This window comes from Cohnella sp. GCM10020058 (assembly GCF_042683485.1).
Taxonomy (GTDB): domain Bacteria; phylum Bacillota; class Bacilli; order Paenibacillales; family Paenibacillaceae; genus Cohnella.
In genome coordinates, this window is sequence record NZ_JBHUJV010000017.1 from 84,750 (window position 1) to 100,003 (window position 15,254).

At 56.9% G+C, this 15,254-nt stretch carries 14 protein-coding genes; 11 read left to right on the top strand and 3 right to left on the bottom strand.

From position 1 onward, the window contains the following. Positions 1-237 precede the first annotated feature (237 nt). Positions 238-570, top strand: a complete 333-nt coding sequence (locus ACFSR7_RS27825) for a DUF6176 family protein (protein ID WP_378167297.1) — start codon at positions 238-240, stop codon at positions 568-570. Between the two features lie 91 nt (positions 571-661). On the opposite strand, the gene ACFSR7_RS27830 is transcribed toward ACFSR7_RS27825, so the two are convergent. Next, positions 662-1,339 (bottom strand): helix-turn-helix domain-containing protein, encoded by a 678-nt coding sequence (locus tag ACFSR7_RS27830; protein WP_378167299.1) that lies wholly within the window; start codon positions 1,337-1,339, stop codon positions 662-664. Between the two features lie 371 nt (positions 1,340-1,710). On the opposite strand from ACFSR7_RS27830, the gene ACFSR7_RS27835 reads away from it, so the two are divergent. The 3 genes from ACFSR7_RS27835 (at position 1,711) to ACFSR7_RS27845 (ending at position 4,736) form a co-directional block, all read left to right on the top strand. After that, positions 1,711-3,183 (top strand): sensor histidine kinase, encoded by a 1,473-nt coding sequence (locus ACFSR7_RS27835; RefSeq protein WP_378167301.1) that lies wholly within the window; start codon positions 1,711-1,713, stop codon positions 3,181-3,183. Further along, positions 3,170-3,865 (top strand): response regulator transcription factor, encoded by a 696-nt coding sequence (locus tag ACFSR7_RS27840; RefSeq protein ID WP_378167303.1) that lies wholly within the window; start codon positions 3,170-3,172, stop codon positions 3,863-3,865. Before ACFSR7_RS27835 ends, ACFSR7_RS27840 begins: the two co-directional genes overlap by 14 nt. Before the next feature lie 139 nt (positions 3,866-4,004). Next, positions 4,005-4,736 (top strand): YheC/YheD family protein, encoded by a 732-nt coding sequence (locus ACFSR7_RS27845; RefSeq protein ID WP_378167304.1) that lies wholly within the window; start codon positions 4,005-4,007, stop codon positions 4,734-4,736. Positions 4,737-4,798: 62 nt separating this feature from the next. Here ACFSR7_RS27845 and ACFSR7_RS27850 read toward each other — a convergent pair whose 3' ends face one another. Next, the gene (locus ACFSR7_RS27850; protein ID WP_378167306.1) at positions 4,799-4,963 is read right to left on the bottom strand and encodes a hypothetical protein; all 165 of its coding nucleotides are present in this window, start codon (positions 4,961-4,963) and stop codon (positions 4,799-4,801) included. A gap of 309 nt (positions 4,964-5,272) precedes the next feature. After that, the gene (locus ACFSR7_RS27855) at positions 5,273-6,130 is read right to left on the bottom strand and encodes a helix-turn-helix transcriptional regulator (RefSeq protein ID WP_378167308.1); all 858 of its coding nucleotides are present in this window, start codon (positions 6,128-6,130) and stop codon (positions 5,273-5,275) included. 213 nt (positions 6,131-6,343) lie between these two features. On the opposite strand from ACFSR7_RS27855, the gene ACFSR7_RS27860 reads away from it, so the two are divergent. The 7 genes from ACFSR7_RS27860 to ACFSR7_RS27890 all read left to right on the top strand — a co-directional run bounded on the left by ACFSR7_RS27860 (position 6,344) and on the right by ACFSR7_RS27890 (position 15,254). Further along, a complete protein-coding gene (locus ACFSR7_RS27860; RefSeq protein WP_378167310.1) occupies positions 6,344-6,562 on the top strand; it encodes a hypothetical protein in 219 nt (72 codons plus the stop codon). After that, a complete protein-coding gene (locus tag ACFSR7_RS27865) occupies positions 6,528-8,222 on the top strand; it encodes a beta-L-arabinofuranosidase domain-containing protein (protein ID WP_378167312.1) in 1,695 nt (564 codons plus the stop codon). The genes ACFSR7_RS27860 and ACFSR7_RS27865 overlap by 35 nt, the downstream gene beginning before the upstream one ends. A 134-nt stretch (positions 8,223-8,356) precedes the next feature. Continuing rightward, positions 8,357-9,976, top strand: a complete 1,620-nt coding sequence (locus ACFSR7_RS27870; protein WP_378167314.1) for a response regulator — start codon at positions 8,357-8,359, stop codon at positions 9,974-9,976. Continuing rightward, positions 9,973-11,718: a cache domain-containing sensor histidine kinase gene (locus tag ACFSR7_RS27875; protein WP_378167316.1), complete on the top strand. Its 1,746-nt coding sequence runs from the start codon at positions 9,973-9,975 to the stop codon at positions 11,716-11,718. The genes ACFSR7_RS27870 and ACFSR7_RS27875 overlap by 4 nt, the downstream gene beginning before the upstream one ends. Before the next feature lie 127 nt (positions 11,719-11,845). After that, positions 11,846-12,748, top strand: coding sequence for an ABC transporter permease (locus tag ACFSR7_RS27880; RefSeq protein WP_378167318.1), 903 nt, complete (start codon positions 11,846-11,848; stop codon positions 12,746-12,748). Beyond that, positions 12,742-13,602 carry a carbohydrate ABC transporter permease gene (locus ACFSR7_RS27885; protein ID WP_378167320.1) on the top strand — a complete coding sequence of 287 codons (861 nt, stop codon included), beginning with the start codon at positions 12,742-12,744 and terminating at the stop codon, positions 13,600-13,602. Before ACFSR7_RS27880 ends, ACFSR7_RS27885 begins: the two co-directional genes overlap by 7 nt. Positions 13,603-13,673: 71 nt before the next feature. Next, a complete protein-coding gene (locus ACFSR7_RS27890) occupies positions 13,674-15,254 on the top strand; it encodes an extracellular solute-binding protein (protein ID WP_378167322.1) in 1,581 nt (526 codons plus the stop codon).

Consider the following 15,254-nt stretch of genomic DNA (forward strand, 5'->3'; position numbering starts at 1 on the left):
GCGATAAGAAATCAAATGTGCGCAAATAAGTAATTCATTGGTTCAAATAAAAGCGGGATATCGGGGCCAGGCAGCGACGGGCACCGGTTGATTCGTAAAGGATGAGATCGATCGGCGCATGGCGCCGGCCGTAAGCCATCGGTTTCATCCCGCAATCGAAAGGTTAATTCTAAAATTAAATACACCAGATTGACCTCGTTCAAGCGCTCGCCATTCATAATGAGAGGTGGGATTCACGTGGAAGTCCAATGTCTGAAAGTGAAAATCAAGCCGGGAATGACCCAGGAATTCATAGATTTCGTCAAAGATATGCAGGTGAACAAGATGGAATTCGTCTACGAGACGATGAGAAGCGAAAATATTGTGGTCGAGTCGATTTTCCTGGAGAAGGGCGAAGACGCGGATCATATCATCTTCTATACGAGGAGCAATTCTGCCGAAGAAGCGCCGGAGGAGCGGGAGGGCGGCAGCGCGATTCCCGTCGATACGGAAGCGATTGAAATGCTTCAGAAAACGTGGGACAGCGTCCAATCGCTCGAAGTTCTGTTTGACGCAGGCCGGCTCCCCTAAAAGGCCGGCGATTCAAAAGAGGCTGTCCCGCAGTCGCGAAGCGACCGGGGGCAACCTCTTGGTGACAGGGCAGGGTACCGGGCAGTCCGGTTCACGGCCTGCCTACGGGATGATAATACATAAGCTCATACAGATCTTCCTCGCCGATCGGCTCCGTCCGTTCATCCGGACCGAGCATAAGCGCGATTCGTCCCGTCGGATGCAGCTGCAGCGTGTTCTCGATGAACCGCAGATGCGAGTCGCTGTCCGTTTGGGGCTTGTGCACGAGGAAAATCGTGGGGATGCGAATTGTGCGGTGGGGGCGGCTTTTCTTTTTATCGCCAAGCGCCTGCGCCGTTCTGGGATCCGAATAGACCAGCCCCAGATCCTGCAGCAGCCTTGACGTTCCTCTAGGCGTATAGGTTTGGTTGAACTCCCGCTCGATCAAAGTCGATACGAGCTTGAGCGTCCACTTGTCTTGCTCGGCCAGCGCGAGTTCGCTCGGCTGCTTGGACGTGATCAATTGGATCAAGCGGGTCTCCTGCTCTGCCGTCAGTTTGCGAGGCGCCCCGGGCGAGCTTCCGATGGACAGTCCGGCCAGGCCGGATTGCTCGTACGAGCGGATATACGTGTAGATCGTCTTCTCGCTAAGCTGGGAGACGCCTTGAATGTCTTTGACCGAATACCCGTTCTTGTACATAAAAACGACCTGATAGCGTTGGAACATTCGTTTGTCCTGCGTATCCTTCATCGCCTGAAGAAGAAGCACGTCTTCTTCGTTGCGCTTCACGGCCAACACCTCCTTTCTCCTGCCAGGGAAAATAAGCATAGGGTAATTACCCCCGTACGGATCGGAATAAACCCGGTCTTCTCCGTTTCCATTGCGCATCAATTTCTTTATTTTATCACAAAAAAGGTTAAGAAACGCTTAATAAACGCTTCATGGCGGGTTTATCGTTCGCGGTTACAGTTAGAGGAATCTGCGGACGAAGGGCATCGACAACGAGAAAGTTCGGCGTAATATTCATAGAATGCGTGTCCTTGATGATCGGCATGATGCCCGCTGTCGCAGGTGCGGGAGGTTCGATTTCCGTTCAATCCATTTAATACGATCATGAATCGAACGGACTGCCGATCGTCCGATTGAAGGAGGAACCGTTCATGTCGATTCGTTGGAAATTGCTCTGGTCCTACGCGGCGATGCTGATCATCCCGCTGCTGTTTCTCGTGCTGATCTCGGGTCTGCTGCTTATCGTTTTCAGGGGGGACGCCCAAAGTATCAAATCGTTTTATGAATCTAAAATCGAGGGCATCGAGGAAGGCGACTATCATCACTTGGTCAAGCAAACGTTAATGCAAGATCCGAAGTTGCTGACGGACACCTCTTATTTGCAAGATTTGTCCGCCGAACTCGCTTCGCGGCAAATATCCATTTATGTCCGCGAGGAAACTAGGGCGATCTTCGCTTCAAAAGAAATCGAAGGCATTCCCGCCTTAGTGTCAGGCTTGCCTCCCTATGAACATGCCGGTTTCCACAAAGCGTCGACGGTAAAAATAAACAATAATGATTGGTTTCAGATCGTGCAGTACGATTTAAAGGGGGCTGACGACGAGACGGTCAGTCTGTTCCTGCTTACGAAAATCGATCCGCTCGTTCATTTTGCCAAGAGGTGGTTCCCGATTTTGTTCATCGCGGCCATCGCCGTCTTGCTATTGACGAATATCGCTTTGACCTATTACATGTCCACCCGCATCATTCGGCCCCTCCTTGCGCTGCGCCAGGCCGCAGGACGTTTTTCGGAGGGGGAGCTCGACGTGCCGATCGAAGTCAAAGGCAAAGACGAGATCGGACAACTCGGGGTCACTTTTGAAACCATGCGGGTAAGGTTGAAGGAGTCGATCCTGGTGCAAATGCAGTACGAGAAAAATCGCAAAGAACTCATTACGAATATATCGCATGATCTCAAAACGCCCATTACCGCCATTAAAGGCTATGTCGACGGCATTATGGAAGGGATTGCCGATACCCGGGAAAAGCATGACAGATATATGAAAACGATCGCCTCCAAAGCGGATGAACTGGATAAACTCATTGACGAGCTGTTTTTGTATTCCAAGCTGGACATGCAAAAGGTTCCCTTCCGCATGCAGCCAATGTCTGTCCGCAGCCTGCTGAACGATTGGTCGGACGATCTTCGATTCGAGCTCGAAAAAATCGGCGTCGAACTTCTGACAGACTTCGAAGTACGGGCGTCCGTCCTCGCCCGGGTCGATCCGGATTCCTTCAAGCGCGTCCTTGGCAACGTCATCCAAAACAGTTTGAAGTACATGGACAAAGAGAGACCGTCGATTCGGCTGTCCGCCCATACGGAAAACGGTCAAGCCACGATCGTCATCGAGGACAATGGAAGCGGCATTCCGGCGGACGCGCTGCCCCACATCTTCGATCGATTCTATCGCGCCGAATGGTCGCGGAATTCGCGTACGGGCGGCAGCGGATTAGGGCTTGCCATTGCCAAGCAGATCATGCTGGCGCATGAAGGAGACATACGGGCGGAGAGCGTGGAAGGGGAAGGAACGCGGGTAATCCTGACGGTTCCGATCGAAGGAGGTGCGGCGGATGGCGCTGAGTAAGACGATACTCATCGTGGAGGACGAGCCGAGCATCGCCGAGCTGCAGAGAGATTATCTGGAAATGAGCGGCTATCGGACGGTGTTGGCCGATAACGGCGAAAAAGGGCTGCAGCTTGGAATGACGGGAAAGTTCGACTTGATCGTACTGGACGTCATGCTGCCTAAGCTCAGCGGTTTCGAGGTGTGCAAGGCGCTCAGAGCGGTGTCCGATGTCCCGATTCTGATGGTGACTGCGCGCAGGGAAGACATCGATGTCATTCGCGGATTGGGTCTCGGAGCGGACGACTACATCGGCAAACCCTTTAAGCCGGCCGAGCTGGTGGCGCGCGTCAAGTCGCATCTTGCCCGCTACGACAGGCTGACCGGACGTAATGCGAGAACCGGCGATATGGAGATCGGCGAGCTGCGAATCAATGCGAATACCAGACAGGCCTTTATCCGGGAGGAAGAGGTCGCGCTTACGACCAAGGAATTCGACCTGCTCTACTTCCTGGCGCAGCACCCGAATCAGGTTTTCAGCAAGGATCATCTGTTCGACCGTCTCTGGGGCATCGATGCGATGGGCGACACCCAGACGGTCACCGTCCACATTCGCAAGCTGCGGGAAAAAATCGAGAAGGACGCCTCGGCGCCGGCTTACATCGAAACGGTGTGGGGAGCGGGTTACCGGTTCCGTCTGTAATAGCTCGGCAGGCCGGCGCTTTTCGGAAGTTTGGCGTGTCTGGCCCATTCATGACATTCAGGTACATCGGTCCAATACGGCGTTCGGACGTCTGAATAGGATGAGGAGATCATTAATTAACACGGTGAGGGGCGAAACGATGATCCGTCGCATATCCAGCAAGTGGGCGAAAACGATCGCGCTTCAAAGAAATAAACAAGTATCGGGCTTTTTGCCAGCCACGGCAAAAATGACCGGCGGAAGTTTAATGCGCATGCTAAATCGCTACGGGATGGTATATGTGAAGCCTGTACACGGTTCTTACGGAAAAGGCGTAATGCGTGTAGAGAAGGACAGGAAAGGTTACCAATACCAAGCGGGCCGCAAGGTAGCCCATTATGGCAGCTTCGAGGCCCTTTACCGTGCGCTGTGCAAAGAAACCCGTAAAAAAGGCTACCTGGTCCAGCGGGGCATTCATCTGCTGAAGCATAAAGGAAACCGGTTCGATCTGCGCGTGATGACCCAATATTCGCCGCAGAAGCGGTGGGAAACGACAGGCATCATCGGCAGAGCGGCCGCCAAAGGCAAAATCGTGACGAACTACCATAACGGAGGAACCATCCATTCCGCAGAGGCGCTGCTAAAACCCCATATCAAAGACGTTGACGCCAAGCTGAAGGCATTGGCCAGGCTGGGCGTGCAGACCGGACGCTCGCTAAGAAAATCATTCCCGGGCATTTCGGAGATCGGGCTGGATATCGCAATGGACAAAACGCTGAAGCCATGGATCCTCGAGGTCAATACGAGCCCGGATCCTTATATTTTCCTCAAGCATCCCAACCGGGCGGTCTTCAGGAAGATCCGCCGATATCAGAAGTTTTATGGGAGATAAGCGTTTGGCTCCGGAGCATTTATTCTCCGGAGCTTTTGCATGCGAGAAACCTTATTGACGATTTAATGCACGGCCTTCCGCAGCGTCTCCTGCGGCTCGGCTTCGTTTTTGCGCAGCGACTCTCCTTCGACGTCGATCTTGGGCAGAATCCGGTCGAGCCACTTCGGGAAGTACCAGGCGGACTTGCCGAGCAGCGTCATGGCGGCCGGGACGATCAAGAGCCGCACGATAAAGGCGTCGAAGAAGATGCCGAAGGCGAGGGCGAGTCCAGCCGATGATCGGACCGCGGCTCATCTTCAGGATCGGCGATCTCGCCGATCTCTTGGAGCGGTCACTGCTTGCCGTCATGTCCAGCGCCTCCCCCAAAGTGACTTCCGACGCAAATTGATCTAGCTATACCATATCGACAGCGCACAGGATAAAGCATAATTCTCCGCTCATCATAAGCGCAAAGGGATTGGCACAGCAACGCCCGCGCCTCGCTTGCCGGCCTCGATCAGCCCCGCGCGTCTCGATCGAGGCTTTTTGCGTCCGGTTCAGCCTTGCCGAAATCGCATCCGGAACGCCTTGGGCGTCGTGCCAACCTGTCTGCCGAAGCAGCGTACGAAGTAAGGAAACGAGCCGAAGCCGGTCTCCTCTGCAATGCGTCCGACGGATTCGTTCGTATCGATCAACAGCCGCTTGGCTTTTTCGATGCGATAGTGCGTCAAATACTGGAGCGGCGTATAACCGAAGGCGCGCTTCATGCAGAGAGAAACATAGTTGGAATGGAAATGAAGCGCTTCGGACATCGAATTGTACGTCAACGCATCCCGATAATTTCGGCGCAAATAAGCCGCGGCTTCTTCGGCGATAGTCAGATAGGAGTCGCGCTCGGGCATCGTCGTGTCTTCTTGCAGGCGAAGCAGCAGCTCCTGGAAGACGAGCTGCTGCCGCCATTGCGAAGGCGACGAGGCGTCCGCCTGCAAGGACAGCAGGCGTCGCATCCAGGCATAGGCGGTATCCGGCGACGCCAGCTTTCCGGAGCGCGGCAAATAATACGCAAACCGGTGAATTTCGTGAAGCGCGTCTTCGGGGCGCAGATCGGCGGACGCTAGTTCCAGGTCCGTTTCGTGCCAGCTGCCGAGCGTCTGGAAGTGGACCCAGAAAAAATGGGTTTCTTCCAGGCAAGGCCCCGTCGACCGATGTGCGCGGTCCGGCCGGAGAAGGGCGAACGAGCCCGCAGGGATCTCGAGCAATGCCGATTCCTCGGCCATGTAGAGACAGCCGCCCGTTACGATCAGCAGATCGAACACGCCGATGCCCGAGCGGTCGGAGTGCCGCCCGCCCGCAGGATACGTGTCTTCTCCGCAGTAGATGAAGTGCGGCAAGGGCGGAGAGATGAATTGGAACATCCGGTATCCTCCAGTGACGTTGATCGTTCTTCTATTTTGCCTTTTAAACAGTATAAAGAAAAGGGGAGGACAAGTCTGCAATCGCACAATCGAGGTTGCGATCGGACCATTTTTGTGTGCGTTAGGCTATCGGCTTGCAGGGAACAAGCGTGCTATATTCAAATCGTCGAAACTTGATGGGAGATAACCCAAAACGAGCGAGGTGCAGGACTTTTGACAGAAACCTATGCGGCATTCGAAGCGTTGCCGCTCGGCGCCATCAAACCCCGCGAATGGCTGCGCGATCAATTGCGCATTCAAGCGGACGGACTAACCGGGCATCTGGACGAACATTGGGCGGACGTCGGGCCTGACAACGGCTGGCTCGGGGGAGAGCTGGGAACGAGGTCCATACTATGTGGACGGACTGCTGCCGCTAGCTTACCTGCTTGAGGACGAGAGACTGATCGCCAAAGCGAAGCGCTGGATCGAATGGTCGCTCGCCAGTCAGCGGGAGGACGGCTCGTTCGGTCCGCAGATGAAGGAATTGGCCAGCGGCGTAGACAAGAATCATGACTGGTGGCCATACATGATCATGCTCAAGGTCATGACGCAATACGCCGAGGTGTCCAGCGACACGCGAATCGTTCCGTTCATGACGTCGTTTTTCCGTTACGTGTACAAGACGATCGAAGGTCAGCCCTTGCTGGAGTGGGCGGAAGCCCGCGGCATAGAGATGCTGCTGAGTATCCATTGGCTGCATCGGAGGACGCAGGAAGACTTTCTGCTGGAGCTCGCTGCGATCGTGGCCGGTCAGACGACGGGCTGGACCGATGTGTTCCGCAACTTTCCGTTCTGGCGGAAGGTCGAGCAGTGGGATTTGAAAACGCATGTGGTCAATGTCGCGATGGGCATCAAGGCGCCGGGCGTGCGCTACGAGCTTACGGGAGACGCGAGGGAAAAAGAAGCCGTGCACCGCGGCATCGACAGTCTGATGACTTACCACGGGCAGGCTCATGGCATGTTCTCGGGCGACGAATGGCTGTCCGGCACGCATCCGAGTCAAGGCGTCGAGTTGTGCGCCGTCGTGGAATATATGTTCTCCATGGAGCAGCTCGCTCGCGTGTTCGGTGAAGGCCGGTTCGGGGACATTCTGGAGAAAGTCGCGTTTAACGCCTTGCCCGCGGCGATCTCGGGAGACTGGACGTCGCACCAGTACGATCAGCAGGTGAACCAAATGATGTGCAACGTCGCGCCGCGCGCTTGGAGCAACGACGCAGACGCGAACGTATTCGGACTGGAGCCGCATTTCGGCTGCTGCACGGCGAATATGCACCAAGGGTGGCCGAAATTCGTCTCGCATCTGTGGATGACTGACCGCGCTGGCGGACTGGCGGCGATCTCCTATGCGCCTTGCACGGTGAAAGCGGAAGTGGGAGAACGGCGCAGCGCAGTCGCGGAAATCGAGGTTGCCGGCAGCTACCCGTTCCGCGAATCGGTCGAGATCTCGCTCAAGCTGAGCGATCCGGCTGCCTTCGGCATTTCGCTTCGCATACCCGCGTGGTGCGGGAATCCGACGCTGACGGTGAACGGCGAGCGCATCGAACTTGAGGTTAAAAGCGGCTATGCCGCAGTGACGCGCCATTGGGAGAGCGGCGACCGGTTGACGCTGAGCCTGCCGATGACGGTGAAGACGATCACGCGCAATTTATACGCGGCAAGCGTCGAAAGGGGGCCGCTCGTCTACGCGCTGCCGATCCGGGAAAACTGGCAGCTGCTTACGAGGCGGGAGAAGTTTCACGATTGGGAAATTTACCCTGGATCTCCGTGGAAATACGGATTGTTGGCGGACAACGAATTCGCGGTCGAAACGGCGGATGTCGCCGATCAACCGTTCAGCGCAGAAAAATCGCCCGTCCGTCTTAAAACGAAAGGGCAGCTGATCCGGAATTGGAAGATGGAGGGCAACAGCGCGGGCACGCCGCCGCTTCACCCGAACGCGGACGGTCAACCGATTGTGGATCTTGCGCTCGTGCCGTACGGCGGCGCCAAGCTGAGAATCGGAGAATTTCCCGTGATCGGCCACCCGCTGGAAGCGAGACGCCATAAGTAAGGCATACGAATAGGCAAGCAGGACGAAGCGGACAAAAGCCGCTTCGTCCTGTTTGCGTTTGCCGCTAATGCCATTTATGGCGATGCCAAGCATAAAAATAAAAACAGAAGAGAGGGCGGGGGGCTTCGCGCTATATGACGATGAAACCGATTGGCGTTTTGATTGTCGACGATGAATATCCGATTCGCGAGGAGCTGCGCGCGTTTCCGTGGGCGGATTGCGACGCCGTCCTGATCGGAGAGGCGGAAAATGGCAAGGAGGCGCTCGCGTTATGCGAGAAGCATTCGCCGGACATCGTCGTGACCGATATTACGATGCCGATTATGGACGGCTTGACCTTTATCCGCGAGCTGCGCAAAAACCATCCGGTCGCGCAGATCATCCTGCTGACCTGCCACAGCGATTTTGCGTATGCGAAGGAAGCGATCGCGCTCGGGGCGTCGGATTACATCCTGAAGGTATCGCTGGACGAAGAAGAGCTGAAGCGCGCGCTGCGGAAGGCAAGGGAGACGCTGCTGCGGGACCGTGGCCATCTGGGCAGAGAGATCGTGCTTCGCAGGCTGAAGGCGGCGAGAAGATTGGATATGCGGTTAACGGAGCATCGCCATGCAAACGGCAGAGAACGACTGCCGGCGCAGGCGGACATTTCCGCGGAAGACTGGGCGCATCTCGGCTTCGCGGAAGAATGGCGGCCTTTGCGATTTGCGCTCCTTCGCTTGACGGTCCCGGAGGACGAACTCCGGATCGCGCAGGAAGCCGTCCAGGAGGGGCTGCTCGATTTTGAACGGCGTACGCCGTCCTGCAAGACCTGGTTCCCGCTGAGAGGCGGCGAATACGCCTTGTGGTTCTCGGAAGCCGAGGAACCGGAGGAGGTCGAGCCGCGCCTGGAACGGCTTCTCGGCGGACTGCAGGCCGAGGCGGAGAGCAAGGAGACGCCGGTGACCGGCACAAAAGGAATCGGCCTCTCCGCGACGGTGGGCGGCTTGGCTGCAAGCCGGGCGGACGTTTGGGCGCTCCTGGGGCCTGTCTGCTGGTGGCAGGAAGCCGATTTTTACGACGCCGCCCCCGCGCCAAGCGTCAAAATCGGCTCGCCCAAGCCGCTCTCCGAGCTGGAGCACGCGCATCGGCGTCATTTGTCCGGCTTGCTCGGCCAAGCCGGGATGAATGCCGACCGTCTGTTGCGGACGATGCGGGACGAAGTCGCGCCGTGGTGCGCCGGTCGCCGTTTTCGTCCCGCCGCCCTCAAGCGGTGGCTCGCCGGCTGGACGACCGAATGGCTGGCGCGGTCGCGTCCGGGCCAGCCCGATCCGCATGGCGAGCTCATCGGCGCCACGGATTGGGGAGAGCTTGAGAGGCGGTGGGAAGCCATCGTGCGCGCATCCCCTGTATTCGGACCGCGCCGCGAGATCGTCGAAGCGCGGAGCTGGATTCAGGCGCATTTGCGGCAGCCGCTGTCGCTGCCGATCGTCGCCGCACAGATCGGTCTCGGACCCGAGTATTTCGGCAGGCTGTTCAAGGAAGAAACCGGAGAATCGGTGCATCAATTCGTGCTTCGGCTCCGGATGGAGAAGGCGCTGAGGTTGCTGCGTGAGACCGACATGAAGGTGTATGAAGTTGCGGAAGCCGTAGGCATTCCCAACTACCGCTACTTTACGTCCACGTTCCGCAACTGGGCGGGAGCGGCGCCGACCGACGTGAAGCGTCTGGGTTATCCGGCCGAACGAGAAGGAGACGGGAGGGAGAACCGAACATGAAGCTCATCGCCCGGTTTAGTCATATGGGGATCGCCACGAAGCAGTTTTTTTATTTGTTTCTGGTCACGCTGCTGCTGTTTCTGCCGCTGGCCTGGAGCAACTTGAGCGAAGCAGAGACGCTGCTCAAGGATCAGGTCACGAAGGATGCAGAGCTGCTCGTGGCGAGGACGAATCAATACATCGACGCGACGCTGGACAACGTCGAGAACATTTTGCTGCTGCTCTCCACGAGACAGGACCTGCTGGCGTCCGGCAGCGAAACGGAGGCGGTCCGTACGCTGCAGAGCTTTGCCGATTACAACAGCTCGGTCGTCCGGACGCTTTACTTCGTGCGGAGCGACGGCAAAGTTTTCTCCAATACCCAGGTCAATTATGATATTATCGGTAATCCCCACCTGGAGGCGCTGTACGCGCAGGCGCTTGACAATTATGGCTCGATCCAAGTAAGCGAACCGTACCTATCTCCGCTGTCCGGGCGCACGCTCGCCTATATGATGCCGGTCAAAGACCGGAACAATGAAGTGCAGGGCGTCATCATTGCCGAGCTGGGACTCGATCTCCTCGTATCCCGCATCTCGCCGCTGATCTATCAAGCCTTCACGCTGGTCACCGCGAACGGAAACGTCATCAACCGGATGGAAGCGGGCGAGCGGCTGCTCCCTGTCATGCCGGGGACCTATCCGCCCGAGCTGCTCCCCGAATTTACGGCCAAGCTGCCGGGCCTCAAAACCGGAGCGGACGACATGACCGTAAACGGGGAACGGCTCATCGCCGTGAAATCGGCGAAAAACCGGCTGGGGTGGTCGCTGATCGCTTTTATTCCGGAAGACAGCTTCTACAAGGATTTGCAGCCGCTCTACGGCAATTACCGCAATGCGACCATGCTCTGGGTCGTTATATTGCTCTTCAGCGCCTATATGCTGTCGCGGACGCTGACGAGGCCGATCCGGGGACTGGCGAACAAAATGGACCGTCTGCATGACTTCCAAGTTGTCTCCAGGCTGCCCGAGGACCGCCGCGACGAGATCGGCAAGCTCGCGAGAAGCCTGAACGCGATGCTGGCGCGGATCCAGCACCTGCTTCTTGAGACCAGGCGCGCGGAGGAAAAGAAGAAGGAATACGAGCTGAAGATGCTGCGCAGCCAGATCGCGCCCCATTTTTTGTACAATACGCTGGCCTGCATCAGCAGCATGGCCAAGCAGCAGAAGATCGACGATGTCCGGCAGACGATCCGTTCGCTGGTCGGCCTGCTCACCTTCAGCTTTGACAGGCAGAGCGAATTCGTCGCTCTGGAAGAGGAGCTCGAAGGCCTCCGCATGTATATGCACATCCAGCAGGTTCGTTACGGCGCCAAGTACGGCTGCCGGATCGAGATCGCGCCGCAGCTGTTGCAGCTGCGCATTTTGAAGCTGACCCTGCAGCCGCTCGTCGAAAATGCGCTGTTTCACGGTCTCGCGCCGAAGAGCGGAGGCAGCGTCGTCGTAAAAGGGGATGTTCATGACGGGCGGCTGCGACTGTACGTCCGCGACGACGGCATCGGCATGGGCCGGAGCGACATTCGGGCCGTCTACCGCAAGCAGGCGGCCGAGCCTTCCCGTCATTCTTTTACCGGCATCGGCCTCGCGAACGTCCATGAGCGGATCCGCATCCACTTCGGCGAGCCGTACGGTCTGCGCATCGGCGGACGGAAGGGCGTCGGCACAGTCGTGCGCGTCGAGCTTCCGCTGTCTATCCAAAGCTAAAAAGCGTACAGGTTGGAAAGTCGAACATTTTTACGGGTTTTGCGCATAACGGGAGAGGCGGGGTTTGTCATACACTAATTTCAGATAACGCTTACATCCAAGCCGAGCCATCTGAAAGGAGGATCGTATGGCCCTTACTGTCCTGCGTAAATATTGGCCCTTTTATGTCATGCTGCTGCCCGGCGTATTATTTTACCTCGTCTTTCGGTACCTCCCGATGTACGGCATGGTGATCGCCTTTAAGGACTTCTCGATGACGGAAGGCATTTTGCACAGCCCCTGGACGAATCCCTGGTACAAGCATTTCGAGACGTTCTACCAGTCGCCCTACTTCGGGGAATTGCTGCGGAATACGCTGCTGATCAGCCTATACAAGCTCGTCTGGGGCACGATTCCGCCGATTCTGCTCGCGCTGCTGCTGAACGAGTGCCGGATCCGCTGGCTGCGGTCTATCGTTCAGACGCTGACCTATATGCCGCATTTTCTGTCCTGGGTGATCATTTTCGGCATCCTGATCGCGCTGTTCTCGCAAAACGGCGGCATCGTGAACCGTTGGCTCGTCGAGGCCGGCGGCAGCTCCTATCCTTTCCTGACGTCGACCGAGACGTTTCGCAGCGTGCTGGTCGGATCGGAGGTTTGGCAAAATCTAGGCTGGGGAGCGATTATCTACCTGGCTGCGATGGCGGGCATCGATCCGACGCTGTACGAGGCGGCAAGGGTGGACGGCGCGGGCCGGCTCCGGATGATCTGGCATATTACGATCCCCGGCATACGCAGCGTCATCGTCCTGCTCTTTATTTTAAAGCTCGGCCATCTGCTCGACGCCGGCTTCGACCAGATTTATATTCTCTACAATATCCAGGTGTACCCGGTCGCCGACATCCTGGACACTTGGGTGTACCGCACGGGTCTGCAGCAGCTGAATTTCAGTCTTGCCTCCGCCGTCGGGCTGTTCAAATCGCTGATCGGCATGGCGCTCGTCCTGTTCGCCAACAACGTGGCCAAAAGATGGGGGGAAGGGATATGGTAAAAGGCCTGGATGACAGATTGTTCAACATCTTCGTCTACGCCGTACTCGTGATTTGCGCCCTGCTGGCCATATTCCCGATCTTGTATGTCATCTCTGTATCGATCACGCCTTTCGGCGAGGTGCTGCGCAACGGCGGATTTATTCTTATCCCCAGGGACGTAACGTTTTCCGCTTACAAAACGCTGCTGACGCAATCGAATCTGCCGCAGGCGTTTAAAATCACCGTGCTGATCACCGTAGTCGGCACCGCCATCAATCTTGCGTTGACGGGCCTGATGGCGTATCCGCTCAGCCGCAAAACCCTGCCCGGCCGCCGGCTGGTTCTGCTCATGATCGTCTTCACGCTGATTTTTAACGGAGGCCTGATTCCGACTTACCTGATCGTCAAAAACGTCGGCCTGATCGATTCGATCTGGGCGATGATTTTGCCGAATGCGATATGGAGCTTTAACGTCCTGATCATGAAAAGCTTTTTCGAGGGGCTGCCAGAGGAGCTGTTCGAATCCGCGCGCCTCGACGGGGCCAAGGAGTTTCGCATCCTGTGCCGGATCGTCGCGCCGCTGTCGATACCCGTCATTATGACCGTCGGCTTGTTCTACCTCGTCGGCCACTGGAACGAGTTTTTCCAGGCGATCTTCTACGTCACCGACCGGACGCTGTTCCCGCTTCAGGTCATCGTGCGCGAAATTTTAATGCAAAGCCAGCAGCCGCTTGAAAATGCCGAAAATATCACGCCGACGCAAACCATGCAGATGGCTTCCGTCATGATCGCCAGCCTGCCGGTGCTCGTCGTGTATCCGTTTATACAAAAGTATTTCACCAAAGGCATGCTGCTCGGCTCGATCAAAGGGTGACCCGGTCGCCGTCCGGTTACTGGCCAGACGGATGGAGGCCGCTCCAATATAGCGTATGAAAGGGGTTCGCCATGTCCTCGAATTCAATCAAACGGGCGTCCGCTCTCTTGACGTCCTTCGCGTTGCTCGGCGCCGTCGTCTCAGGGTGCGGCAACGGAGGCGGAAGCAAAGCCTCCACGTCGCCTGCAAGCCCGTCGTCCGCATCGAATCCGGCAAGCACGGATTCCGCATCGCCCACGGCCAGCGCCAATCCCGATAAAAAGATCAAGCTGGAGGTGATCGAGACCGGCAACAATCTGCCTCCGCCCGATCAGGACATCATCAAGAAGGAACTGGACAAAGCGCTTAACGTCGATTTTAACCTGACCGTTTACGCCTCCGGCGACGACTACAAAAATCAACTGAACGTCCGGATGGCCTCCGGCAATTTCCCGGATATGTTCGCGCTCGACCGGCAGCAGCTGATCGAGTTTTCCAAGCAGGGCTTGCTGCTGGACTTGACGCCCTATATGGACCGGCTGAAGCAGGTCACCGACTTCATCGGCGAGGAAAACGTCAAGAAAGGAGCAGTCGGGGGCAAAGTTTACGCGATATCCAAAAGCTCGCAAATTCCCTACAACACGTACTTCATCCGCAAGGATTGGCTCGACAACCTGGGACTGGAAGTGCCCAAGACGATCGAAGACCTGAAGGCCGTCGCGGCCAGCTTTACGAACGACGATCCGGACAAGAACGGCAAGAAGGATACGTTCGGTCTCACGGGAGCCGAGTTGAACGGGGCGTTCGCGCCGGTGTTCGGCGCCTTTGGCGTCGGCACGCCAGGCTCGGTCTATGAAAAGGACGGCAAGCTCGTAAATGCGCTGTACGATCCGGCCATGAAGGATGCGCTCGCCTTCATCAAGGACATGATCGCGACGGGCTCCGTCGATCCGGAGCTGCTTGCCAATACGGCGATGCAGCATCAGGAAAAGGCGTTCAAGGGCCAGGCCGGCATCATCTGGATCGATTGGCCGAACATGACGAAGGAAAACATGATCGAGCAGATCAAAGCCGTTAACCCGAAAGCGGAATGGATTCAGATCGAGCCGCCTGCCGGACCGGCCGGAAAGTTCGACGGATCCTGGGAAATCGGCAATACGCCGGGACGGTACGCGATCCCGAAGGCGCTCGAGAAGGATCCGGAGAAACTGCAACGCGTTTTCGATCTGCTGAACTATGTGTCCGATCCGACAGGCGGATCGATGCTCGTGCAGTTCGGCGTCGAAGGGACGCATTATACGAAGGACGGCGACAAAGTCGTCATGACGGATAAGGCGGGCGAAGTCGGCTACTCGTGGCTGTACCAGTTCACAGGCCGTCCCGAAATGGCATACTTGCAGACAAAATTCGTGCCGCAGGCGGCATCTATCAAGTTCGCGGGCGATCAGCCCCGCATTCAAACGCTGAACTGGTTCGTCGATCTGCCCGAGGGTTATGTCGCCTCCGACGCGGATCGGTATATCAAGGAAGAGCTGGCAAAGTTCGCGTACGGTCAGCGTGACCTGGGCGAATACGACAAATTCCTCAAAACCCTCGAAACGACGATGAAATATAAGCTGTTCACGGATACGGCCCAGGAGCAGCTCGCCGCGCTCGGCTACGGAAACAAATGA